This is a genomic window from Streptomyces sp. NBC_01275 (assembly GCF_026340655.1).
In the GTDB taxonomy this organism is placed as follows: Bacteria; Actinomycetota; Actinomycetes; order Streptomycetales; family Streptomycetaceae; genus Streptomyces.
The window spans coordinates 8,828,668-8,851,637 of sequence record NZ_JAPEOZ010000001.1; the positions used below are offsets into that span (position 1 = coordinate 8,828,668).

At 73.1% G+C, this 22,970-nt stretch carries 21 protein-coding genes; 16 read left to right on the plus strand and 5 right to left on the minus strand.

The genetic code is table 11. The annotated features are described in order from the left end of the window. The first annotated feature begins 55 nt into the window (after window positions 1–55). The 5 genes from OG562_RS38765 (at window position 56) to OG562_RS38785 (ending at window position 6,525) form a co-directional block, all read left to right on the plus strand. Entirely contained in the window at window positions 56–2,800 is a 2,745-nt protein-coding gene (locus OG562_RS38765) for a BTAD domain-containing putative transcriptional regulator (RefSeq protein WP_266406345.1), read from the plus strand. Window positions 2,801–3,250: 450 nt separating this feature from the next. Continuing rightward, window positions 3,251–3,670, plus strand: coding sequence for an aspartate 1-decarboxylase (panD, locus tag OG562_RS38770; RefSeq protein WP_266406347.1), 420 nt, complete (start codon window positions 3,251–3,253; stop codon window positions 3,668–3,670). Window positions 3,671–3,769: 99 nt separating this feature from the next. Continuing rightward, entirely contained in the window at window positions 3,770–4,117 is a 348-nt protein-coding gene (locus tag OG562_RS38775) for a GNAT family N-acetyltransferase (RefSeq protein ID WP_266406349.1), read from the plus strand. Between the two features lie 7 nt (window positions 4,118–4,124). After that, window positions 4,125–4,763: an aspartate/glutamate racemase family protein gene (locus OG562_RS38780; protein ID WP_266406351.1), complete on the plus strand. Its 639-nt coding sequence runs from the start codon at window positions 4,125–4,127 to the stop codon at window positions 4,761–4,763. Between the two features lie 586 nt (window positions 4,764–5,349). Continuing rightward, complete coding sequence (locus tag OG562_RS38785; RefSeq protein WP_266406352.1) at window positions 5,350–6,525, plus strand: transglycosylase family protein; 1,176 nt, start codon at window positions 5,350–5,352, stop codon at window positions 6,523–6,525. On the opposite strand, the gene OG562_RS38790 is transcribed toward OG562_RS38785, so the two are convergent. Next, a complete protein-coding gene (locus tag OG562_RS38790; protein WP_266406354.1) occupies window positions 6,515–7,801 on the minus strand; it encodes a DMT family transporter in 1,287 nt (428 codons plus the stop codon). The two genes, OG562_RS38785 and OG562_RS38790, sit on opposite strands and share 11 nt — an antisense overlap. Before the next feature lie 227 nt (window positions 7,802–8,028). On the opposite strand from OG562_RS38790, the gene OG562_RS38795 reads away from it, so the two are divergent. From OG562_RS38795 to OG562_RS38815, 5 genes are all read left to right on the plus strand, one after another. Next, window positions 8,029–8,790, plus strand: a complete 762-nt coding sequence (locus OG562_RS38795) for a (2Fe-2S)-binding protein (protein ID WP_266406356.1) — start codon at window positions 8,029–8,031, stop codon at window positions 8,788–8,790. 38 nt (window positions 8,791–8,828) lie between these two features. After that, complete coding sequence (gene glgA, locus OG562_RS38800) at window positions 8,829–9,992, plus strand: glycogen synthase (RefSeq protein ID WP_266406358.1); 1,164 nt, start codon at window positions 8,829–8,831, stop codon at window positions 9,990–9,992. A 70-nt stretch (window positions 9,993–10,062) separates the two neighbouring features. Further along, window positions 10,063–11,283, plus strand: coding sequence for a glucose-1-phosphate adenylyltransferase (gene glgC / locus OG562_RS38805; RefSeq protein ID WP_266406360.1), 1,221 nt, complete (start codon window positions 10,063–10,065; stop codon window positions 11,281–11,283). A 159-nt stretch (window positions 11,284–11,442) separates the two neighbouring features. After that, window positions 11,443–12,762 (plus strand): wax ester/triacylglycerol synthase family O-acyltransferase, encoded by a 1,320-nt coding sequence (locus tag OG562_RS38810; RefSeq protein ID WP_266406362.1) that lies wholly within the window; start codon window positions 11,443–11,445, stop codon window positions 12,760–12,762. Window positions 12,763–12,865: 103 nt separating this feature from the next. Further along, on the plus strand, window positions 12,866–14,371 hold the full coding sequence (locus OG562_RS38815) for an SDR family NAD(P)-dependent oxidoreductase (RefSeq protein ID WP_266406364.1): 1,506 nt from the start codon (window positions 12,866–12,868) through the stop codon (window positions 14,369–14,371). Here OG562_RS38815 and OG562_RS38820 read toward each other — a convergent pair. Together OG562_RS38820 and OG562_RS38825 are read right to left on the minus strand one after the other, a co-directional pair. After that, on the minus strand, window positions 14,350–15,129 hold the full coding sequence (locus OG562_RS38820; protein WP_266406365.1) for an SDR family oxidoreductase: 780 nt from the start codon (window positions 15,127–15,129) through the stop codon (window positions 14,350–14,352). The two genes, OG562_RS38815 and OG562_RS38820, sit on opposite strands and share 22 nt — an antisense overlap. Window positions 15,130–15,154: 25 nt before the next feature. After that, window positions 15,155–15,604, minus strand: a complete 450-nt coding sequence (locus OG562_RS38825; RefSeq protein ID WP_266406366.1) for an inositol oxygenase family protein — start codon at window positions 15,602–15,604, stop codon at window positions 15,155–15,157. Window positions 15,605–16,072: 468 nt separating this feature from the next. Between OG562_RS38825 and OG562_RS38830 the strand changes: the two genes are divergently transcribed. Next, window positions 16,073–16,246, plus strand: a complete 174-nt coding sequence (locus tag OG562_RS38830; protein WP_184826938.1) for a hypothetical protein — start codon at window positions 16,073–16,075, stop codon at window positions 16,244–16,246. Between the two features lie 100 nt (window positions 16,247–16,346). On the opposite strand, the gene OG562_RS38835 is transcribed toward OG562_RS38830, so the two are convergent. Together OG562_RS38835 and OG562_RS38840 are read right to left on the minus strand one after the other, a co-directional pair. After that, the gene (locus tag OG562_RS38835; RefSeq protein ID WP_266406369.1) at window positions 16,347–17,690 is read right to left on the minus strand and encodes an amidase; all 1,344 of its coding nucleotides are present in this window, start codon (window positions 17,688–17,690) and stop codon (window positions 16,347–16,349) included. Between the two features lie 111 nt (window positions 17,691–17,801). Next, the gene (locus tag OG562_RS38840) at window positions 17,802–18,473 is read right to left on the minus strand and encodes a FadR/GntR family transcriptional regulator (protein ID WP_266409763.1); all 672 of its coding nucleotides are present in this window, start codon (window positions 18,471–18,473) and stop codon (window positions 17,802–17,804) included. Window positions 18,474–18,772: 299 nt separating this feature from the next. Between OG562_RS38840 and OG562_RS38845 the strand changes: the two genes are divergently transcribed. From OG562_RS38845 to OG562_RS38865, 5 genes are read left to right on the plus strand one after another with little or no spacing between them, the layout of a single operon-like run. Continuing rightward, window positions 18,773–20,116 carry an L-fuconate dehydratase gene (locus tag OG562_RS38845; RefSeq protein WP_266406371.1) on the plus strand — a complete coding sequence of 448 codons (1,344 nt, stop codon included), beginning with the start codon at window positions 18,773–18,775 and terminating at the stop codon, window positions 20,114–20,116. Continuing rightward, entirely contained in the window at window positions 20,113–20,868 is a 756-nt protein-coding gene (locus OG562_RS38850) for an SDR family NAD(P)-dependent oxidoreductase (protein WP_266406372.1), read from the plus strand. The genes OG562_RS38845 and OG562_RS38850 overlap by 4 nt, the downstream gene beginning before the upstream one ends. Continuing rightward, complete coding sequence (locus OG562_RS38855; protein WP_266406374.1) at window positions 20,865–21,836, plus strand: aldo/keto reductase; 972 nt, start codon at window positions 20,865–20,867, stop codon at window positions 21,834–21,836. The genes OG562_RS38850 and OG562_RS38855 overlap by 4 nt, the downstream gene beginning before the upstream one ends. Then, on the plus strand, window positions 21,833–22,147 hold the full coding sequence (locus OG562_RS38860) for an L-rhamnose mutarotase (RefSeq protein ID WP_266406376.1): 315 nt from the start codon (window positions 21,833–21,835) through the stop codon (window positions 22,145–22,147). The genes OG562_RS38855 and OG562_RS38860 overlap by 4 nt, the downstream gene beginning before the upstream one ends. Continuing rightward, window positions 22,144–22,968: an amidohydrolase gene (locus tag OG562_RS38865; protein WP_266406378.1), complete on the plus strand. Its 825-nt coding sequence runs from the start codon at window positions 22,144–22,146 to the stop codon at window positions 22,966–22,968. Before OG562_RS38860 ends, OG562_RS38865 begins: the two co-directional genes overlap by 4 nt. Window positions 22,969–22,970 lie beyond the last annotated feature (2 nt).

Genomic DNA, 22,970 nt, shown 5'->3' on the forward strand with positions numbered 1-22,970 from the left:
GGGCAGTACCGTTGGCTGAGTAGTGACGGTGGCCCTGTGCGTAGTGGATGTTGTGATGCGGTTCGAGGTACTGGGTCCCTTGCGGGTGTCGCGTGGAGAGAGGGAACTCGATCTGGGGTTTCCTCAGCAGCGTGCGCTGCTGGGCCTGTTGCTGGTCCAGGCGGGCCGGCCGGTGGGGACGGGCGAGATCGTCGACACACTGTGGGGCGAGGAGGCGTCGGCCAGCGCCGTGAACGTGGTCCGCCGTTACGTGGGCGCGCTGCGGCGACTCCTGGAGCCGGACCTGCCGCCCAGGGCGCCCGGACGCCGGCTGCTCCGCCGCTCCGGCGGCTACCTGCTGGACGTCCGGGAGGAAGAGGTCGACCTGCTGCGGTTCCGTGGCCTCACCCGGCGCGCCCGGCGGGCCGTGAGCGCCGGTCGCCCCGACGCGGCGGTCGGTCTGTTCGCGGACGCACTGAGCCAGTGGCGCGGGCCGGTGGCCATGGGGATCCCCGAATCCGTACGGGCGCACGTCGTGTTCACCGCCGTCGGACACGAACTCGTGCAGGCGACGCAGTCGGCGGCCGACGCCGCGCTGCTGTGCGGCCGGGCGGAAGACGTCCTGCGGTGGGTGCGCCGGGCCGTCGTACTCGACCCCTTGAACGAGCCGCTGCACGCCCGGCTCGTCATGACGACGGCGGCCGCCGGACTCCAGGCCGAAGCGCTGTCGGCGTACGAGGACATCCGGCGCCGACTGGTCGAGGAGTTGGGCGTCTCTCCCGGGCCGGAGCTGCGCGAAGCCCACGGCCGGGTGCTCCGTCAGGAGCTGTGGTCAGCCGATTTCCCGCAGGGCCCAAAGGAACCGGAAGCCGGGTCAGGACCGTTCAAGGCTCTTGCCCGGCCTGCCCAACTGCCCGCCGACCTGGCCGTGTTCGCCGGCCGACGCACCGAACTCACCCGCCTGCGGGACCTCACCCACGCCGTCACCGCCCCGAAGGGACCGCCCGCCGCGATCCTCATCAGCGGGATGGCGGGCGTGGGCAAGACCACGCTGGCGGTGCGCTGGGCCCACGAGACGGCGAAACGATTCCCCGACGGGCAGTTCTACGTCGACCTGCGCGGCTTCGATCCCTCCCGTACGGCGATGAAGCCCGAGGAGGCCCTCAGCGCGATGGTGGAGGCGCTCGGGGTGCCCCCGCGCCGCATTCCGAGCGGCATGGACGCCCTCGCCGGGCTGTACCGCAGCCTGCTGACACGGCGACGGGTACTCGTCCTGCTGGAAAACGCCTGCGACCCCCAGCAGGTACTCCCTCTGCTGCCTTCCTCCCCCGGCTGCCTGACCCTGGTCACCAGTCGCAACACGCTGCCCGGCCTGATCGCCTCCGGCGCGCACCCGCTGCGCCTGGAACCGCCGTCGCCCACGGACGCCCACTCGTCCCTGGCTCTGCGGACCGGCGCCGAGCGCCTGGCGGCCGAGCCCGAGGCCGCCGACGAGATCATCGCCCGCTGCGGCCGGCTGCCCCTGGCCCTGGCCATCGTGGCCGCCCGCGCCCAGACGCACCGAGGTTTCCCCCTGGCGGCCATCGCCGCCGAACTGCGGGACTCCCACGGCAGCCTCGACGCCTTCTCCGGCGGTGGAACCGCCGACGCGCGCGCCGCCTTCACCTGCTCCTACCGGCTCCTGCAACCCGACAGTGCCCGCCTGTTCCGGCTCCTGTCCCTGCACCCGGGACCCGACATCACAGCGCGCGCGGCCGCCGCGCTCACCGCGCTCCCGGTACGCCGGACCCGCGCCGTCCTGGGCGAACTCGCCGGCGCCCACCTCCTCACCGAACCGGCATCGGGCCGCTACGGCATGCACGACCTGCTGCGCGTGTTCGCCGCCGAGCTCACCGAGGACGAGGACACCCCGGCCACACGCCACACCGCGCAGCACCGGATGTTCGACCACTACCTGCATACCGCGTACGCCGCCGATCAGCTGCTGAGCTCGAACAAGAACGCCCTGGTGCTGATCCCGGCTCAGCCAGACGCCCTTCCCGAGTCCTTCCCCGATCCCGACCGTGCCCTGGCCTGGTTCACCGCCGAGCGCACTGTGCTGACGGCGGTTGCCGCACAGGCCCTGGACACGGGGTTCCTCACCCACGGATGGCAACTGCCCAGTAACATGGACACCTTCTGCATCGGGCAGGGACGCCTGCAGGACCGTGCGGCCGCCCACCGCACCGGTGTGGAAGCGGCGCGGCGGGAAGGGAATCTGACCGGGCGAATCACCACGTTGCGCAAGCTCGCCCGTGCGCTGGCCGACCTGGAGCAGTTCGAAGAATCCCGAGCACACCTGGATCTGGCCTTCGAGGCCGCCGACGAGCTCGGCGATCCCATGGAACGGGGCCACACCCATGCGGCCTCGAGCTGGCTCCTGCAGCAACAGGGAAGCTATCGCGAGGCACTGGTCCAGAGCGAGGCGGCGAGACGTATCTTCCGGGACGCCGGACATCGGGCGTCGGAGGGTATCCAGGTCAACAACATGGCCTGGTCGCACCTCCAGCTCGGCGACCACGAGAAGGCGATCGTCCGGGCCGAGGAGGCGATCCACCTGCTGCGCACGGTCGGCAAGCACCACAGCGAGGCCTTCGCCTGGGACACCCTGGCCAGCGCGCACCATGAGCTGGGCGAGTTCGAACGGGCGATCAGTTGCTTCCGACGAGCCGTCGAGATGCTGGCGCGGCAGGGTGACTGGTTCACCGAGGCCGGTGCCTGGGAACGCCTCGGCGACACGCACAACGCCGCCGGCGACCTGGACGCCGCCCGGACCGCCTAGCGCCGCTCCGCAACCCTGTTCGAGCAACTCGAACACCCCGAGGCGGAACGAGTGAGAGCCAAGCTGAACGGATCAGCCGAGCCCCTCCGAGCTTGACTCTGTCGGGGATCCTGGGATGTGCCGGTGCGGGAGTGGACGCGCACCGGGACGCTCATGTGGCTGCTGTGCTCTCCCCGGCGGGGGCGGTGATCGGCGCCGAGGTGTTCCCGGCCGCCGCGGCCGGTTACCGCGAACCGCTGGATTTCGGCCGAGGACGTGGCTGCCCTTGCAGAGGCTTGGTGGGTGGCGTCACAACGGCCTGGTCCTCGCGGAAGTACAGGCAGGGAGCCTTCTCTTCAGAGCGAAGCGATGTTCCTCACAATCTTCGAGTCGGGCGCGTGCCAGTTGTAGGGTGAACACCGCCCTTGACCTGCAAAAAGCTGGCAGGGAGCCGTCTTCCAGGAGTCCCAAATGCTGCGTACTCTGTTCAAGTCCAAGATCCACCGTGCCACCGTCACCCAGGCCGACCTGCACTACGTGGGATCGGTGACGATCGACGCGGACCTGCTGGAGGCGGCCGATCTGCTGCCCGGCGAACTCGTCCACATCGTCGACATCGCCAACGGGGCACGGCTGGAGACGTACGTCATCGAGGGCGAGCGCGGCTCGGGGGTGATCGGGATCAACGGCGCCGCCGCCCATCTCGTGCACCCCGGAGACCTGGTGATCATCATCAGCTACGCTCAGGTCACCGACGTAGAGGCGCGGGCGTTGCGGCCGCGGGTCGTGCACGTGGACGGCGACAACCGGATCGTCGCTCTGGGAGCCGACCCCTCGGAGCCGGCGCCGGGTTCCGACCAGGAGCGCAGCCCGCAGGCCGTGACCGCCTGACCCGCGCCGCCCGCGCATCCGGCGCGATCCCGCACAGCCATGCGCCGTCATACGCCGTCCTGTGCAGCCCTGCACAGTCATCGCACCGGGAGAGTGCCCATGAGTGACATCGAGATCCGCGACGACCGGCCGGCCGGCCGCCTCGAAGCCCTCGGCGACGGCGGCGAAGTCGTGGGCCGCATCGAGTACTTCGTCCTGGAGTCGCCCGCCGCCGCCCTGGTTCCGGTGCACACGATCGTCGAGCCGGCGCACGAGGGGAAGGGCATCGCGGGCTCGCTCGCCCGTGAGCTGTACGCCGTCGCCGCCCGCGAGGGAATCCCCGTCGCCCCCCTCTGCCCGTACGTCGTCAAGTGGGCCGCACGCCACCCCGAGGAGGCGCCGGCGGCCGACCCCGAGCTGCTGAGCGCCGCCAAGGACTGGCTGCGCGCCCACCCCGGACGCTTCTGATCCGGTGATGCTGGCTCTTCTGCACACCTCGCCCCTGCACGTCCCGGTCTTCGACGCCCTGCGCGACGAGGCCCACCCGGGCCTGGAACTACGGCACTTCGTCGACGAAGGGCTGCTGTCCCGGGCGCGTCGGCTGGGCGCCGACGCCGTCGCGGACGACGTACGGGCCGCGCTCGCCCGCGCCGCCGCGCACGGGGCGCGGGCCGTGCTGTGCACCTGCTCGACCATCGGCGCGGTCGCCGAGGAGGCCGCCGCCGCGACCGGCGTCCCCGTGCTGCGGGTCGACCGTCCGATGGCCGCCGCCGCGGTGGCGGCCGGCCCGCGGGTCGTCGTCCTGGCCACCTCGCAGAGCACCCTCGGCCCGACCGCCGACCTGGTGCGGGACGAGGCGCGCCGCGCCGGCCGCCCCGTCACCGTCCGCCCGCTGCTGGTCGACGGCGCCTGGGCCCGCTTCGAGGCGGGCGACATCGAGGAGTACGTCCGTCTCGTCGCCGCCGCGGCCGACGCGCTGACCGACGCCGACGCGATCGTCCTCGCCCAGGCGTCCATGACCCCGGCCCAGCAGCTCGTGCGGACCACCGTGCCGGTGCTGTCCAGCCCCCGACCGGGGCTGGCGGCGGGGGCCCGGGCCGTACGGGCCGGGTGAGTCCACCCGGGTGACTGGCCGCGGCGGCGTCGGGTACGCGGGGGAGTAGTCCAGAGCCACGCTTCACCACCGGCCGGAGGACACGATGACGAACCCGCACCCCGACCCCGTCCAGCCCGGACCCACGCCCGGCCCGGCCCCCGGGCCCACGGACCCGTACCCCAACCCGGCGCCGTCCCCCACACCGCTGCCCGGCCCGCAGCCGACCCCTGCCCCCACCCCGACCCCTGCCCCGACGCCACCCCCATCGCCGCCCCCGGGACCGCGCCCCGTCCCGGACCCCTCCCCGTCCCCGATCCCACCCGGCCCGGACCCCTCACCGAACCCGGAGCCGGGCCCGCCTCTGACCTGACGGCGACACAGCGGCCCGAGGAGAGGAGAACGGTGGGCGCCGCCGGAGTGCCGCCCACCACCAGGCGCCGGATGCGCAGGAGAAGGCCCACCGGGGCAGGTCCCGGCCGACGCCGGGGAACAACCGGCGCTGCCCGGCGTCGTGTTGGAGCGGAAGCGGCCGGTTGCGGTCTTGTCATGGCCTGTTAGCAGCCCTTACTTTTGCCCCTCCTGACGCATGTCGAGGGGGATCTCCATGGCCGTACGCGGTCGGCACCGCCGGTATCAGCCGAACAGGATCAACCGGGCCTCGCTCACCGTCACGGCGGGCGGCGCCGGCCTGGCGATCCCGCTCCTGGGCACCGGCACCGCGCACGCGGCCGACGTGGACACCTGGAACAAGGTCGCCGCGTGCGAGTCCACCGACAACTGGCACATCAACACCGGCAACGGCTTCTACGGCGGCCTGCAGTTCACCCAGTCCACCTGGGAGGCCTACGGCGGCAAGCAGTACGCGCAGCGCGCCGACCTGGCCACCAAGGACCAGCAGATCGCCGTGGCGGAGAAGGTGCTGGAGGGCCAGGGGCCCGGCGCCTGGCCGGTGTGCTCGGCGCGGGCCGGACTCACCCGGGGCGGCGACGCCCCGGACATCCACCCGAGCGGCGCCTCCACCCAGGCGTCGCCGTCCGCCAAGGCGGCCGAGTCGACCGCGTCCACGAAGTCCGCCAAGACGTCCCTCCAGGACGTGCAGCCCCAGAGCACGCCCCAGTCGCGGGCGGGGACCGCCGAGATGTACACGGTCGTCCACGGCGACACCCTCTCCGGGATCGCCGACGACCAGCACGTCAAGGGCGGCTGGCAGCGGCTGTACGCGGCGAACCGCAAGGCCATCGGGGCCGACCCCGACCTGATCCTGCCGGGCCAGCGGCTGAGCCTGAGCGCCCGGGCGTCCGGCACGACCACCGCCCCGCAGAGTCCCAGCACCACCGAGCAGAGCAAGAAGAAGGACGACAAGGCGACGACCGGCCATTCTCTGGTCGCCCCCGTCAACGCCTCCACCGGCACCGCGTACCACGCGACGGGCTCCTCCTGGTCGAAGGGCTACCACACCGGCGTCGACTTCCCGGTGCCCACCGGAACGTCCGTGAAGGCGGTCGGAGCGGGCCAGGTGGTGAGCGCGGGCTGGGGCGGCTCCTTCGGCTACCAGGTGGTCGTCAGACACTCCGACGGCCGCTACACGCAGTACGCGCACCTGTCGGCGATCTCCGTACGGGACGGACAGTCGGTGAGCGGCGGCCAGCGCATCGGCCGCTCCGGCTCCACGGGAAACAGCACGGGCCCGCATCTGCACTTCGAGGTGCGGACGGGACCCGGCTTCGGAACGGACGTGGACCCGCTGGCCTATCTGCGGGCCGGGGGCGTCAAGATTTGATTCGCACCCGATGCCGGTCGACGAGCGGCATCGGGACGTAGGGGCCGCCGTAGACGGGACGGTGGAAGAACGGCAGCGGTTCGTGCTCGTCCGGGTCGGACGGCTCCTCCCCGTAGGGCTCCTCGTAAGGGGCCTCGCCGCCCGGAGCCGACACGCGGCCGGCCACGGCCGCCACGGGCACGTCCTCCCGCGCTTCCGCCTCCCGTGTCGCCGCCTTCCGTGTCTGCGCCTTCCGCACCTCTTCCAGCAGCGCCCCCTCCAGCCGTGAGGTGAGCGGCTGCTGCGGGATCTCCAGCGCGAACTCGCGCTGCGATTCACCGAACGGGCCGTCCTGGCCGCCTCGACCGTTCTGCCCGTCCGTAGCCGATGCCGATGCCGATGCCGCACTGTTCGCCAGAGCCGGGGCAGCCTCTGTCGGCGCCGCCGCCCTTCCGGGCTCCACCGGTGCGCTCTGAAGCCGCTCCGTCGTCAGCAGGATCAGGCCGCCCGCCGCCACCACACCGCAGCTCAGGGCGAGCGCGGTGCCCGTGGTGCCGTAGCGGAAGGTCTCGCCGAACATCGTGATGCCGACCGCGGCCGCGACGACCGGGTTGACCACCGTCAGCGTGGCCAGCGGCGCCGCCAGGCCCGCGCCTCGGTAGGAGGCCTGCGACAGCAGCATGCCGGCCGTGGCCAGCACGCCGATCACGGCCAGGGAGGGCACGTCGGCCGCCGAGACGCCGCCGGTCCAGTCGACCGCGACGGTCTTGGTGAACACCGAGGACATGCCGAAGGCTATGCCGGACGCGGTCGCCAGCAGCACGCTGCGCACCGCCGGGTGCCGGTGCGCGGCCCGTCCGGCGACCATCAGGGCCACCACCGCGCCGGCCGTGACCACGGCGGCGCCCATCCGCTGCGGGGTGCTCAGCGACTGCGCGTCGGACGTGCCGACCAGGGACAGCAGACCGGCCAGGCCCACCGTCGCCATGATCGCGCCCCGCCAGGCCGTCGCCCCGGCCCTGCGGCCGACGAACAGCGCCGCCATCGGCAGCGCGAACACGATGGTCAGCGCGCCCAGCGGCTGGACCAGACTGAGAGGACCGTAAGCAAGCGCCACCACGTGAAGAAGTCCGCCGAGGCCGTTCAACGCGACCGCCGCCCACCAGCTCGGCCGGCGCAGCGGCGCGTACTCCTCGTCGGGGGAGGACACGGCCACCCGCTCCTGCACGATCGCCCCGCCCGCGTAGGCGACAGCGGAGATCAACGACAGGACCACGGACAACGCGAGGGCGCTCATCAGCTGCTCCTCTGCGTGAGGCGGGGGCGCAGGGCCCGGCGCGGCGAACGGTCGGCTCTCATAACCAACACGATGCCTTGTGGATCTGTTCCCGTCGTCGTACCTGAGCACTCAATGAGTCCTACTGCCGATGGAGTACGACGGGCCCACCGTCCTCCCCAAGGTGGGTGACGTACCAGGGATCCCCCTGACCCCGACCCCGACTCTCCTTGGTACTACTGCACTTCGTGGACCTCGACCCCGATCTCGCCGCGCTCCGCCCGCTCGGCGGCTTCTTCGTCCTGCGCACGCTACGAGGCACGGCAGGAGACCCGCCCCCGGTCCTGCCGACCCTCGCGCAGGTCTATGCAAAAGTCCCGGAAACAGCTTCATCGGATGTTTACCGGGATTCGCTGACTTTCCGTGTCCGCAAGGTGGTCCGGGCGCTGCGGGCCCCCGAGGAACGTATCGGGGCCTCCGTCGCCCAGCAGGGGCTCGCGGCGCGCCTGTGGTCGGCGGCCCTGGGCTGCGCCGTCCTCTACGGCCGCATCCCCGACCTCGACCCACGCCTCCTGCGCTGGGACGCGGACGGCGGCGCCCCCGACGACCTGTGGCTGACGGAGGTCCGCGCCCGGCCCGGGGACGCGGCGACCCTGGCCGCCGCCGTCCTGGACGGCCACCTGGAACCCCTCTCCGCGGCCCTGCGCGCCCGTCACCCGGTCGCCCCCGGCCTGCTGCGCGGCAACGCCGCGTCGGCGCTGGCCGGAGCCGCCCGCCAGCTGGAACAGTGGGCGCGCGCCCACGCCCGCCCCGAGGTCGCCGCCCGCACCCGCGCCCTGACCGCCGAGCTGTTCGCCCACCCCCTCCTCGCGGACACCGGCACGCTCACCGGGACCGCGTTCCGCCGCCGCAGCTGCTGTCTGTACTACCGGGCGCCCGGCGGAGGCGTCTGCGGCGACTGTTGCTTCACACGACCTCCGCGCTCTTCCCCGCGCGCCCCGTCTGGGTGACCATGAAGGAACAAGCCGCTGAGAATGGGGGGTTCCGGGTGCGTGTGGGACTGCTGACCCGGGAGTATCCCCCGGATGTGTACGGCGGAGCGGGCGTCCATGTCGAGTTCCTGGCCCGGGAGCTGAGGGAGCTGGTCGACCTCGACGTGCACTGCTGGGGGGAGATCAGTTCGCGGGAGCGGGCGGAGGGCGTCCTGCGCCACCGCCCCTGGTCGGCCCTCGACGGCGCCAACGACGCGCTGCGCACCTTCTCCGTGGACCTCGCGATGGCCGCCGCCCTCGAAGGCCGCGAACTCGTCCACTCCCACACCTGGTACGCCAACCTCGCCGGCCATCTCGCCAAGGAGCTGTACGGCGTCCCGCACGTCATGACCGCGCACTCGCTGGAGCCGCTGCGCCCCTGGAAGGCCGAGCAGCTCGGCGGCGGATACGCCCTGTCCAGCTGGGCCGAGCGGACCGCCGTGGAGGCGGCCGACGCGGTGATCGCCGTCTCCGGCGCGATGCGCGAGGACATCCTGAACTGCTACCCGACGCTGGCCCCGGAGCGGGTCCACGTCGTCCACAACGGCATCGACACCGCTCTCTACCGGCCCGACCACGGCACCGGCGTCCTCGCCCGGATCGGCGTGGACCCCGACCGTCCGTTCGTGCTGTTCGTCGGCCGCATCACACGTCAGAAGGGCGTCCCGCATCTGCTGCGCGCCGTACGGGACATCGACCCGGCGGCGCAGGTGGTGCTGTGCGCGGGCGCGCCCGACACCCCGGAGATCGACCAGGAGTTCCGCGACCTCTTCGCCGAGCTGAGCCGCGCCCGCGACGGGGTGCACTGGATCCCGCGGATGCTCCCCCGCCCCGAGGTGATCCAGCTCCTCACGCGCGCGGCGGTGTTCGTCTGCCCCTCGGTGTACGAACCCCTCGGCATCGTCAACCTGGAGGCGATGGCCTGCGGCACGCCCGTCGTGGCCTCCCGGGTCGGCGGGATCCCGGAGGTCGTCGAGGACGGCGTGACCGGCAGCCTCGTCACCGTGGACGACGACTTCGAGGCGAGCCTGGCGCGGGCGCTGGACGCGGTCCTCGGCGATCCGGAGCTGGCGCGCCGGATGGGGGAGGCCGGACGGGTGCGCGCGGTGGGGGAGTTCGGCTGGGACGCGGTCGCCCGGCGGACGGTCGGGCTGTACGAGGAGATCCTCAAACAGGCATAGACGGGCCGGAGCAGGCTTAACATCCCCGGTGAGGGGCAGGCATGGGTCAACCAGGGTGAGGGGAGCGGCCATGCGTCGTGGTGGGCCTTCGGTGCTCGGAATCGTGCTGGCGGGCGGAGAGGGCAAACGCCTGATGCCGCTCACCGCGGACCGCGCGAAACCAGCGGTCACCTTCGGCGGCACGTACCGCCTGGTCGACTTCGTGCTGTCGAACCTCGTCAACGCCGACATCCTGCGCATCTGCGTCCTGACGCAGTACAAGTCGCACTCGCTGGACCGGCACATCACCACCACCTGGCGGATGTCCAGCCTGCTCGGCAACTACATCACCCCGGTCCCGGCCCAGCAGCGCCTCGGCCCGCGCTGGTACCTCGGCAGCGCCGACGCCATCCTGCAGTCGCTGAACCTCGTCTACGACGAGCGGCCCGAGTACGTGGCCGTGTTCGGCGCCGACCACGTCTACCGCATGGACCCGCGGCAGATGCTCGCCCAGCACATCGACAGCGGCGCGGGCGTCACGGTGGCCGGCATCCGGGTCCCGCGCGCGGAGTCCTCCGCCTTCGGGGTGATCACCCCCGGCTCGGACGGGCAGACGGTCGAGCGCTTCCTGGAGAAGCCCGCCGACCCGCCGGGCCTCGCGGGCGACCCGGAGCGCGTGTTCGCCTCGATGGGCAACTACATCTTCACCACCAAGGCCCTCATCGAGGCGCTCCAGCGGGACGCCGAGGACGAGTCCTCCGTCCATGACATGGGCGGCTCGATCCTGCCTCAGCTCACCCAGCGCGGCGACGCCCAGCTGTACGACTTCAGCGACAACCACGTCCCCGGCGAGACCACCCGCGACCAGGGCTACTGGCGGGACGTCGGCAGCCTCGACGCGTACTACGACGCCCACATGGACCTCATCGCGGAGCGCCCCGCGTTCAACCTGTACAACCGCAGCTGGCCGGTCTACACCCACTCCCAGCAGCTCTCCCCGGCCCGCTTCAACGCCGGCGGCATGGCCAGCGAGTCGATCATCAGCTCGGGCTGTCTCATCCGCGGGCAGGTGACCCGCTCGGTGCTGTCGCCGGGGGTGGTGGTCGACCCGGGAGCGGTGGTGCAGGGCTCGATCCTGCACGACAACGTCCACATAGGCCGCGGCGCGGTCGTGCGCGGCGCGGTCCTGGACAAGAACGTCGAGGTGCCCCCGGGCGCCACGATCGGCGTGAACCCGGACCGGGACGCGGAGCTGTACTCGGTGTCGAAGGGCGGCGTGATCGCCCTGGGCAAGGGTCAGCAGGTCACCTGAGGGCGGTCGGTCGCAGGCGGACCTGGACCGGCCACGGAGGGTGAGCCGAACCGGGGACTTAATCCGAAGTTAACTGTGCGTAGCTTGATCGTACTTGACCGTAATCGCCAGGGGGCGATTGACTGGGGGCCTCACCCGTCGTCGACGCGAGGCAAGCCCTTGTCTGCTGATCCGCTCGCACCCCTCGACCTTGCGTTCTGGAACATCGAGTCCCCCGAGCACCCGATGCACCTCGCGGCGCTCGGGGTCTTCTCGGCGCACTCGCCCGCCGCGGCCGCCCACGCGGCCGATCTGCTCGCCGCCCGGGCGGCCGCCGTCCCCGGACTGCGCATGCGGATCCGGGACGTGTGGCGACCCCTCTCCTTCGGCAGCGCGGTGCGCGAGGCCGACCCGGAGTTCGACCCGCTGCACCACGTCCGGCTGCACGCCCCGACCGACGACTTCCAGGCCGAGGCCGGCCGGCTCATGGAGCGCCCGCTGGAGCGCGGCCGCCCGCCCTGGGAGGCCCATGTCCTGCCCGGTCAGGACGGCGTGTCGTTCGCCGTGCTCTTCAAGTTCCACCACGCCCTCGCCGACGGCCTGCGCGCCCTGACGCTGGCCGCGGCCGTCCTCGACCCCCTGGACCTGCCCGCGCCCCGGCCCCGCCCCGTCGAGCCGGCCCGCGGTCTCCTCCCCGACGTCCGCAGGCTGCCCGACGCGCTGCGCGGGGCCGTCTCCGACCTGGGCCGCGCCCTCGACATCGGCGCCTCCGTCGCCGTGTCCACCCTGGGCATGCGCTCCACCCCCGCGCTCACCGCCGACCCCACCGGCACCCGCCGCACGGCCGGCGTGGTCCTCGACCTCGACGACGTGCACCGCGTCCGCAAGGTCGTCGGCGGCACCGTCAACGACGTGCTGATCGCGGTCGTCGCCGGCGCGCTGCGCCGCTGGCTCGACGAGCGCGGCGACGGCAGCGAGGGCGTCGTGCCGCGCGCGCTCATCCCCGTCTCCAAGCGCCGCCCGCGCGCCGCCCACCCGCAGGGCAACCGGCTCTCCGGATACCTGATGCGGCTGCCGGTGGACGACCCGGACCCGCTGCGCCGCCTCGCGTCCGTGCGCAGCGCCATGGACCGCAACAAGGACGCCGGACCGGGCCGCGGCGCGGGCGCGGTCGCCCTGCTCGCCGACCATGTCCCCGCCCTCGGCCACCGCCTCGGCGGACCGCTGGCCGGCCAGGCCGCCCGGCTCTGGTTCGACATCCTCGTCACCAGCGTGCCCCTGCCCGGCTTCGGCCTGAAGCTCGGCGGCAACCCGGTGACCGAGGTCTTCCCCTATGCCCCGCTCGCCCGCGGCCACTCCCTGGCGGTCGCGATCTCGACGTACCGGGGCCGCGTCCACTACGGGCTCGTCGCCGACGCCGAGGCCGTCCCCGATCTCGACCGCTTCGCGCGAGCGCTGACGGCCGAGGTGGAGACGCTCATCACGGCCTGCGGCTCTTGACGGGAACGAGTTTGGAGGACGGGCCCGGCGCTCCGTAAAATTCCCTGTTCGAAGGCGGACTCGGTCGGAGCGCCGCACGGGTGATCAGGGAAGCGGCAGCGCGATGACGGTGACAGAGGACGGCTCGGCGATCACGGACGAGACCGTGGACGAGGTCGTGTACGGACCCGGCGTCGACCCGGAGCGGCTCGCCGTCTGCCTCGCCGTGCTCGCCGAACTCGACGAGCTCGACGTCGACCACCCGGACGCGATCGCCGTGCGCCGCGCCACCGCCGGCGTCTACCGCACCGTGAAGCAGCGCCGCCGCCAGGAGCGCCGGGCCGCCAAGACCGCCCACGACAAGGCGGTCACCGAGGCCACCGCGACCGGCTCCGCCCAGCGCATCGACGACGAGACCGAGGGCATCCTGCCGTCGTCGGTGACGGAGGAGGGCCGGATCGCGGGGATACTCCAGCGCCCCCGCTCCTGCTACACCTGCAAGGCGCGCTACACCGAGGTCGACTACTTCTACCACCAGCTCTGCCAGGACTGCGCCGCCGAGAACCGCTCCCGCCGCGACGCCCGCGCCGACCTCGCCGGCAAGCGCGCCCTGCTCACCGGCGGCCGCGCCAAGATCGGCATGTACATCGCCCTGCGGCTGCTGCGCGACGGCGCGCACACCACGATCACCACGCGCTTCCCCAAGGACGCCATCCGCCGTTTCAAGGCCATGGACGACTCCGCCGACTGGATGCACCGCCTGGACGTCGTCGGCATCGACCTGCGCGACCCGGCGCAGGTCGTGGCCCTCGCCGACCAGGTCGCCGAAGCCGGCCCGCTCGACATCCTGATCAACAACGCGACGCAGACCGTACGCCGGCTGCCCTCCGCCTACGCAGCCCTGGTCGCCGGCGAGAGCGCCCCGCTGCCCGCCGGCGAGCTGCCCGCCCACCACGTCATCGGCGCCTTCAACTCCGGGGCGGTCGACGGCCTCGCCGCGCTGCCCCTGGGCGCCAGCGCACTGGACGCGCAGCAGGTCGCCGACCTCGCCCTGGTCGCGGGCAACGCCAGCGTCGCCCGGCATCTCGACGGCACCGCCATCGACGCGGGCGGTCTGCTCCCCGACGTCGTCGACACCAACACCTGGGTGCAGACCATCGAGCAGATCTCCCCGGTGGAGCTCCTCGAGACCCAGCTGTGCAACTACACGGCGCCGTTCATCCTGATCAGCAAGCTCCGCCCGGCCATGGCGCTCGCCGCCCGGCAGGCGGCGAGCGGGCGCGCGTACGTCGTGAACGTCTCGGCGATGGAGGGCGTCTTCGGCCGTGGCTACAAGGGCGCGGGCCATCCGAACACCAACGCCGCCAAGGCCGCGATGAACATGGTCACGCGGACCAGCGCCCAGGAGATGTTCCAGACCGACGGCATCCTCATGACCTCGGTCGACACCGGCTGGATCACCGACGAGCGCCCGCACCACGACAAGCTGCGCCTCGCCGAGGAGGGCTTCCACGCGCCGCTCGACCTGGTCGACGGGGCGGCCCGCGTCTACGACCCGGTGGTGCGGGGCGAGGCGGGCGAGGACCTGTACGGCGTCTTCCTGAAGGACTACGCGCCGGGCAAGTGGTAGGCGTCCCGGGTGCGGGCCGCGCGCACCCGGGTACCACCGTCCACCAGGAGGTCGGCTCCGGTGACCCACTCCGCCTCGTCGGAGCACAGCCACAGCACCGCCCTCGCCACGTCCTGCGGCTCGCCGATCCGGCCCAGCGGCAGGCCTGCCGCGATCTCCGACTCTCCCGGTTCCCAGACGAACCGTGCCATCTCGGTCCGTACCAGGCCGGGGGAGACGGAGTTGACCCGGACGCCCGGTCCCAGCTCGCCGGCGAGCTGCTGCGTGAGGTGCAGCAGGGCCGCCTTGCCGGTGCCGTAGGCCCCCACTCCGGGGCCCACATGACCGGCCCCCTCCGTGCAGACGGTGACCACGGCCCCGCCGTGCTCGCGCATCCACCCCCGCCACGCGTACTGCACCAGCCGCAGCGGCGCCTCGACGTTCACCGTGAACGCCTCCCGCCACACCTCCGGGTCGGCGTCCATGAGCGGCCCGAAGGGCTGGTTGGTCGCCGCGTTGTTGACCAGCACGTCCAGCCGTCCGAACGTCTCCAGGCACAGGTCCGTCAGCGCCCGCGCATGGGAGGGATCGCCCACGTTCCCGGCCAGCCCGACCCCGCCCAGCTCACCGGCGACGCGCCGTACCTGGTCGGCGTCCCGCGCACTCACGCACACCAGCGCCCCGGCCTCCGCGAACGCCCGCGCGCTCGCCAGCCCGATCCCCCGCGTGGCCCCCGTGACGACGACGGCCCTGCCCCGTAGTCCGTACGACGACGTCATCGGCGTACGGTCTCACGGCGGGGCGTCAGTCGACAGCCCCGAGACGTGAGTTCCGCGCCGCCACCAGCTCCAGCACCGTCCGCCAGTCCTCCAGCACCCCCGCGTCCCACCCGGCGACCCGGCCGTCCTCGTCGGCCTGGCGCAGGCGGAGCAGGTCGTCGTCGTACGGCGTGCCCTCCCAGGGGTGCAGCCGGACGAGCCCGGCGACCCGCTCGCCGAGCAGCGGCCGTACGGCGTCGGCGGCGCGCTCGGCCCGTCCGGCGGGGTCGGAGGGGCGCAGCAGGCGTCCGATGGGATGGACGAGCCCGGTGAGCTGGAGTTCCTTGTCCGCGGGGCGACTTCGGCGCAGCAGCGCGGCGGTCTGCAGCGCATGGTCGTGCAGGTCGACCACCGGCGCGGCGCGCCCCGGGTCGTCCCACACGCCCCGGCAGGCGTGCAGCAGGTCCATCAGCTCCTCGACGCTGCGCAGCTCCATGCGTCAGTCCTCCCGCGAGACAGCCGTTGCGGAACGCCAGCAGAGCATGGCCACCTTGCGACCGGACGAACAGCGCCTGAACTGCGCGCCGGACCCCCGACGAGGGTCGGCGGCGGCCGACGGCGTAGGCCGGACGGGTGAACTCAACAGGTGCGTTCGGGGGGAAAAGGGTTCAATTCACCTGCGGGGACATGCGGGTGACGCGCCATGGTTACCCCAAATTTTCAGCCCTATCGAGCGGACCCCTGCTCATTTGGTTACCCTGTAGCCGACGGACAGCACGACGGAGTGCCACCCACACCCACCGTCCGTCTGGGACAAGCCGGTTCACAACGGCCTGCTCTCCACCGAGTTGCCGGCGCCACCGCGTCCTGACCGACTTGAGCCAGACCCGAGGGGGCGCCGAGGTGCCGTACGGCAGAGTGGCCGGTACGCCCCGAGGGTGACCCGACACATAAGGAGTGCGCGGTGACACCGGAGAAGACGAATCGCGAGCAACGCCCCAAGGAACGCCCGGAGCGTGCGGGCCGCAGGCCCGGCGAGCTCGGCAGCCTCGACGTGTGGGCCCGGTCCGCCCCGATCCGCCTGGCAGGCTATGAGGACGACCTCGCCGAGCCCCACATCCTGCCCAGCGTGGACTGACCTTCAGCTCGCGATCGCCCGACCGCATGGGCGTGCCCCCGCCACGCCCATGCAGATCCCCTCCCGACTCCCTGACTCCCCGGCTCCCTCGCTCTGTGTCTCAGTCGAGCGGCGCCGTCCGTCGCCAGGGGCGCAGTTCCTCCAACTGCTGTGCCAGGCGCAGCAGTTGGGCCTCCGTGCCGGGTCGCCCCACCAGCTGTACGGAGGTGGGGGCGCCCGAGGGCAGCGTGCCGAACGGGACCGCCATCGCGGGCCAGCCGGTGAGGTTCCACGGCGGGGTCAGCGGCGAGTAGTTCGTGTTCGCCAGGACGTTGCGCAGCCAGCCCCGCTCGTGCCAGGGCGCCGCCTCGGGCGAGCGCCGCGCCAGCGCCGGCGTGAGCAGCACGTCGTACTCCGCGAAGAACGGCTCCAGCCGCTGTCGCAGCTCCTCCCGCGCCGAGCCGGTGCGCACCTTGTTCAGGAAGCGCCGCCCGATCGCCGCGTGCACCCGGGTGCGCCGGGTCAGCAGCCGCGGATCCAGACTCCCGGCGTCCACGGCCGTGCCCGCCGTCCAGTGCGTCAGCGAGGTCACCCCCAGCGACAGCGGGTACGGCGGCTCGGCCCGCCGTACCTGATGGCCCGCCCGGATCAGCACCCCGGCCGCCTCCTGTGCCGCGCCCGCGTACGGCTTGGCGACCGTCACGCCGGCCAGCGGGCTGCGCAGGGACACCGCGATCCTCAGCGCACCGGGATCCAGGGCCGGCAGGGCCTCGGCGTCCGCCAGGACCGCCAGCATCAGCCGGGCGTCCGCCACCGTCGTCGCCAGCGGACCGTTCTCCGACATCCCGAACCAGTCGCCGTCCCCGATGCCGGCCGGCACCACCCCGTGGCCCGGCTTGATGGTGACCAGGCCGCAGTTGGCCGCCGGGATGCGCAGCGAGCCCATGCCGTCGTTGCCGAGCGCGATCGGCGTCATCCCGGCGGCGACCGCGGCCGCGCTGCCCCCGGACGAGCCGCCCGCCGTACGCGAGGTGTCCCATGGATTGCGGGCGGTGCCGTGGACGCCCTCGGTGGTGCCGAACACGCACAGCTCCGGCACGTTCGTCAGCCCCACGACCACCGCACCGGCCGCCCGCAGCCGGGCCACCGTCACATGGTCGGCCTCCGCGGGCGTGTCCGGGGTCGCGGCCGAGCCGACCCGGGTGGACTCGCCGCGCACGGCCAGATTGTCCTTGACCGCCACCGGCACCCCGGCCAGCGGCAGTTCGGCCAGATCCGCGCGGGCGGCCACCTCGTCCGCCTCGGCGAGCGCGGCCGCGGCCCGCACCGTGCGGAACGCCCCGATCCGCCCGTCCAGCCGCTCGATCCGCGCGAGATGCTCCGCCACCACCTCACGCGGCGTGACCTGCTTCTCCCGCACGGCGGCGGCGATCTCGACGGCGGTCCGGCCGACCCAGCTGGTCACAGGCAGCTCCCTCGATGTGCGTGCGCTACTGGCGAGTACATAGGGAGAACTGTGCCCCGCCGAGGACCCCGCGTCGAGAGCCGGGCCCCCGTCCGGCCGACGGACGCCGGCTCAGGGGCTCACCTGGGACCGGAGCCACTCCTCCACCTCGCCCACGTGCGCGGCCGCCGCCGCCCGTCCCGCCTCCGGGTCGCGGGCGGCCAGGGCGCGGTGGATCGCGGCGTGTTCGCGGCGGGTGCGGGCGAAGGCGCCCTCCTCGCGGTAGCCGCGCCAGACGCGGGCGCGGAAGGTGCGCGAGGACAGTCCCTCCAGGATCGCCGCCATCGTGTCGTTGCCGGCCGCCGCCGCGATCGCGCGATGGAAGGCGAGGTCGTGGGCGAGGATCTCCTCCGGATCGTCCGTGGCGTTCATCGCCGCCAGGTGACCCTCCACTACGGCCAGTTGTTCCGGGGTGATGCGGGCGGCGGCCAGCGCCGTCGCCGTCGACTCCAGGATCCGGCGCACCTCGAGCAGCTCGACCAGCCGCGGGCCGCGCGAGAGGTCGGCCACCACGCCGAACGTCTCCAGCAGATCGCCCGCCTCCAGCGCGGTCACATAGATGCCCGAGCCGTGCCGGGCCTCCAGCACGCCGAGGACCGTGAGCGCGCGGATGGCCTCGCGCATCGAGCTGCGGGAGATGCCGATCTGCGCCGCGAGGTCGCGCTCGGTCGGCAGCCGCTGGCCCGGCTCCAGCAGCCCCTCGGCGATCATCGCCTTGATCCGCTCGATGGCGCGCTGCGTCACCGTGCCCTTGGGGGCCGCGCCCTTGGGAACCGCGCCCTTGGGGGGCGTGCCCCTGGGGACGGTCCCGCTGCGCCGGGTGTCTTCCACGTGGCCCTCTCCTGTCGCCGGTGCGCCGCAGTCTAGCCACCGAGACGACCCCGGGTGGTCCGACCACTTGGGCCGATTATGGGCTTGATCCGGGTCCGGGGGCTGTTGTGGGGGCGAAGTGGTCTGATAAATATGCAGGCAGCCGTAGCAAGTCCAGATGATCCGCCGAGCAGCACGCCAGATGCAGCACGCCAGATGAGGAGAGCCGGCCGATGGCGCCCCCGCCCCCCGCCCGCGTCACCGCGGTCGACACCCACGACATCCGCTTCCCCACCTCGCGCGAGCTGGACGGCTCCGACGCGATGAACCCGGACCCCGACTACTCGGCCGCCTATGTCGTGCTGCGCACCGACGCGGCCGACGGCTTCGAGGGCCATGGGTTCACCTTCACCATCGGCCGGGGCAACGAGGTGCAGGTCGCCGCGATCGAGGCGTTGCGCGGCCATGTCGTGGGCCGGTCCGTCGAGGAACTCTGCGCGGACCCGGGCACGCTCAGCCGCGACCTGATCGGCGACAGCCAGCTGCGCTGGCTCGGCCCCGAGAAGGGCGTGATGCACATGGCGATCGGCGCGGTCGTCAACGCCGCCTGGGACCTCGCCGCCAAACGCGCCGGGAAGCCGCTGTGGCAGCTGCTCGCGGACGCCGACCCCGAGTGGCTGGTGCGCCAGATCGACTTCCGCTACCTCACCGACGCCCTCACCCCCGACGAGGCCCTCGTCCTGCTGCGCCGCGGCAAGGAGGGCGCGCAGGAGCGCACGGCCCGGCTGCTGGAGCGCGGCTACCCCGCCTACACCACGTCCGCCGGCTGGCTCGGCTACGACGACGAGAAGCTGACCCGGCTCGCCGTGGAGGCGGTCGCCGACGGCTTCCGGCAGATCAAGCTCAAGGTCGGCGCGGACCTCGCCGACGACGTACGGCGCTGCCGCGTCGCCCGGGCCGTGGTCGGCCCCGACATCCGGATCGCGGTCGACGCCAACCAGCGCTGGGACGTCGACGAGGCGATCCGCTGGACCCGCGCCCTCGCCGAGTTCGACCCGTACTGGATCGAGGAGCCCACCAGCCCCGACGACGTCCTGGGCCACGCGGCCGTGCGCCGGGCCGTCGTCCCCGTCAAGGTGGCCACCGGCGAGCACGTGCAGAACCGGGTCGTCTTCAAGCAGCTCCTCCAGGCCGGCTCCCTCGACGTCCTCCAACTGGACGCGGCCCGGGTCGGCGGCGTCAACGAGAACCTCGCGATCCTGCTGCTCGCCGCCAAGTTCGGCGTCCCGGTCTGCCCGCACGCGGGCGGGGTCGGCCTGTGCGAACTGGTCCAGCACCTGTCGATGTTCGACTACGTCGCTCTCACCGGCACCACCGAGGACCGCGTCATCGAGTACGTCGACCATCTGCACGACCACTTCCTCGACCCGGTGGTGATCCGCGAGGGTCACTACACGGCGCCCACCGCGCCCGGCTTCTCGGCGGCCATGCGGCCCGAGTCGATCGCGCGCTACACCTACCCCGACGGCGCCTTCTGGGCCGCCGACCTCGCGGGCCGGAAGGAGAAGGCGGCGTGAACGACTTCGAAGGGCTGACGGCCCTGGTGACGGGCGGCGCCTCCGGCATCGGCCGGGCCACGGCGCAGCTCCTGGCCGAGCGCGGCGCCCGGGTCGCCGTCCTGGACCTGGACCCCTCGGGCGTGGACACGCCGCTCCTCGGCTACCGCGCCGACGTCGGCGACGACGCCTCCGTGCGGACGGCGGTCGCGGCCGCCGCAGCCGACCTCGGCGGCCTGGACGTGCTGGTCAACAACGCGGGCATCGGCGCCCAGGGCACCGTGGAGGACAACGACGACGCCGAATGGCACCGGGTCCTCGACGTCAACGTCGTCGGCATGGTCCGCACGGCCCGCGCCGCCCTCCCGCACCTCAGGAACTCCTCCCACGCGGCGATCGTCAACACCTGCTCCATCGCGGCCACCGCCGGCCTGCCGCAGCGCGCGCTCTACAGCGCGACCAAGGGCGCGGTGTACTCCCTCACCCTCGCCATGGCCGCCGACCACCTCCGCGAGGGCGTCCGCGTCAACTGCGTCAACCCCGGCACCGCGGACACCCCGTGGGTCGGCCGGCTGCTCGACGCCGCCGCCGACCCGGCCGCCGAACGCGCCGCCCTGGAGGCCCGCCAGCCCACCGGCCGACTGGTCAGCGCGGCCGAAGTCGCGGGCGCCATCGCCTACCTGGCGAGCCCCCTGTCCGGGGCCACCACCGGCACCTCCCTGGCCGTCGACGGCGGCATGCAGGGCCTGCGGCTGCGCCCGGCGGGATCGTGAACGCCCTCGGCCGCAGCGCCGTCCAGGTCACCGGCCTCGGCCTCGGCGCGGCCCCCCTCGCCAACCTGTTCACCGAGGTCACCGACGAGCAGGCGTACGACACCGTGGACGCGGCCTGGCGAGCGGGCGTGCGCTACTTCGACACCGCCCCGCACTACGGCCTCGGGCTGTCCGAACGCCGTCTCGGCGCGGCCCTGCGCGAACACCCGCGAGCGCAGTACACGGTGTCCACGAAGGCAGGCCGCCTTCTGGAACCCGTGGACCCGCAGGCCGGCGACGACCTGGCCAACGGCTTCGCGGTGCCCGCCACACACCGGCGGGTGTGGGACTTCAGCGCCGACGGCGTACGGCGCTCCCTGGAGGCGAGCCTGGAGCGCCTGGGCCTCGACCGGGTCGACGTCGTCTACCTCCACGACCCCGACGACCATGCCGAACAGGCCTTCCGCGAGGGCTATCCCGCCCTGGAGCGGCTGCGCTCGGAGGGGGTGGTGGGCGCGATCGGCGCCGGCATGAACCAGGCCGAGATGCTCACCCGGTTCGTTCGCGAGACCGACGTGGACGTGGTGCTCTGCGCCGGCCGCTACACCCTGCTCGACCAGCGCGCCCGCGCCGAGCTGCTGCCCGCGGCCCTCGAACGGGGCGTCTCGGTGGTCGTCGGCGGCGCCTTCAACTCGGGTCTGCTGGCGGACCCCAGGCCCGGAGCGACGTACGACTACGCCCAGGCGTCACCCGAGCTGCTGGAGACGGCCCTGCGCATGAAGGCGGTCGCCGACCGGCACGGCGTCACCCTGCGCGCCGCCGCGCTGGCCTTCTGCGCCGCCCATCCGGCGGTCGCGAGCGTCCTGGTCGGCGCCCGCTCGGCGGCGGAAGTCGTCGACTGCGCCGAGCAGTTCGCCGCCCCCGTCCCCGCCGCGCTCTGGGAAGAGCTGAGGGACGCCGGACTTCTGCCCGGGGAAGAGCCGTCATGAGAGTCGCCCTGCACACCAGGGTCCGCGCCGACCGGATCGACGCCTACGAGGCCGCCCACCGCGAGGTACCCCAGGAGCTCACCGACGCCATCCGCGCCGCCGGCGCCTCCTCCTGGACGATCTGGCGCAGCGGCCCCGACCTGTTCCACGTCCTGGAGTGCGAGGACTACGCCCGTCTCCTCGCCGAGTTGGAGCGACTCCCGGTCAACGTGGCCTGGCAGGCCCGGATGGCCGATCTCCTCGACGTCGTGCACGACTACTCGGGCGCAGGCGCCGACGCCGGCCTGCCCGTCGTCTGGGAGCTGCCGTGACCGTCGACGCCCACCACCACGTCTGGGACCTGTCCGTACGGGACCAGGACTGGATCGACGAAGGCAGCCCGCTGCGGCGCGACTTCACGGTCGCGGACCTCGCACCCGAGGCCCGCGCCGCCGGAGTCGACCGCACGGTCCTCGTCCAGACGGTCACCGTGCCCGAGGAGACCCCCGAGTTCCTCGCCCTGGCCGCCGGGCACGAGCTGATCGCGGGCGTCGTCGGCTGGACCGACCTCACCCGCCCGGACGTCGCCGACGAACTGGCCCGGCTGCGGGAGCTGCCCGGCGGCCGGTACCTCAAGGGCGTCCGGCACCAGGTCCAGGGCGAGCCGGACCCACGATGGCTGCTGCGGGCCGACGTACGGCGCGGTCTCGCCGCCGTCGCCGACGCAGGGCTCGTCTACGACCTGGTCGTGCAGCCCCACCAGCTGCCTGCCTGCGTCGAGGCGGCCTCCTCCCTGCCCCAACTCACCTTCGTCCTCGATCACTTGGGCAAGCCGCCCATCGCCTCCGGCGCGCTGGAGCCCTGGGCGTCCGACCTTCGGGCCCTCGCGGCCCTGCCCCACACCGTCGCCAAGCTCTCCGGCCTGGTCACCGAGGCCGACCCCGCCTCCTGGACCGTCGACGACCTGCGCCCCTACGTCGACACGGCGCTGGAGGCCTTCGGCCCGGCCCGGCTGATGTTCGGCTCCGACTGGCCGGTGTGCACGCCGACCGCGTCCTACGGCGAAGTCCTCGACCTCGCCCGCCGGTTGACCGACCCGCACGACCACGCCCAGCTCCTCGAGACCACCGCCGTCCGCGTCTACGACCTCTGAGC

Bases quoted from the DNA above. Each gene is read 5' to 3' on its own strand.
- OG562_RS38780 (WP_266406351.1), top strand. From the start codon at position 4,125: ATGCTGGCTCTTCTGCACACCTCGCCCCTGCACGTCCCGGTCTTCGAC.
- OG562_RS38790 (WP_266406354.1), bottom strand. From the start codon at position 7,801: ATGAGCGCCCTCGCGTTGTCCGTGGTCCTGTCGTTGATCTCCGCTGTC.
- OG562_RS38765 (WP_266406345.1), top strand. From the start codon at position 56: ATGCGGTTCGAGGTACTGGGTCCCTTGCGGGTGTCGCGTGGAGAGAGG.
- panD (WP_266406347.1), top strand. From the start codon at position 3,251: ATGCTGCGTACTCTGTTCAAGTCCAAGATCCACCGTGCCACCGTCACC.
- OG562_RS38860 (WP_266406376.1), top strand. From the start codon at position 21,833: ATGAGAGTCGCCCTGCACACCAGGGTCCGCGCCGACCGGATCGACGCC.
- OG562_RS38775 (WP_266406349.1), top strand. From the start codon at position 3,770: ATGAGTGACATCGAGATCCGCGACGACCGGCCGGCCGGCCGCCTCGAA.
- glgC (WP_266406360.1), top strand. From the start codon at position 10,063: ATGCGTCGTGGTGGGCCTTCGGTGCTCGGAATCGTGCTGGCGGGCGGA.
- OG562_RS38785 (WP_266406352.1), top strand. From the start codon at position 5,350: ATGGCCGTACGCGGTCGGCACCGCCGGTATCAGCCGAACAGGATCAAC.
- OG562_RS38820 (WP_266406365.1), bottom strand. From the start codon at position 15,129: ATGACGTCGTCGTACGGACTACGGGGCAGGGCCGTCGTCGTCACGGGG.
- OG562_RS38845 (WP_266406371.1), top strand. From the start codon at position 18,773: ATGGCGCCCCCGCCCCCCGCCCGCGTCACCGCGGTCGACACCCACGAC.
- OG562_RS38825 (WP_266406366.1), bottom strand. From the start codon at position 15,604: ATGGAGCTGCGCAGCGTCGAGGAGCTGATGGACCTGCTGCACGCCTGC.
- OG562_RS38815 (WP_266406364.1), top strand. From the start codon at position 12,866: ATGACGGTGACAGAGGACGGCTCGGCGATCACGGACGAGACCGTGGAC.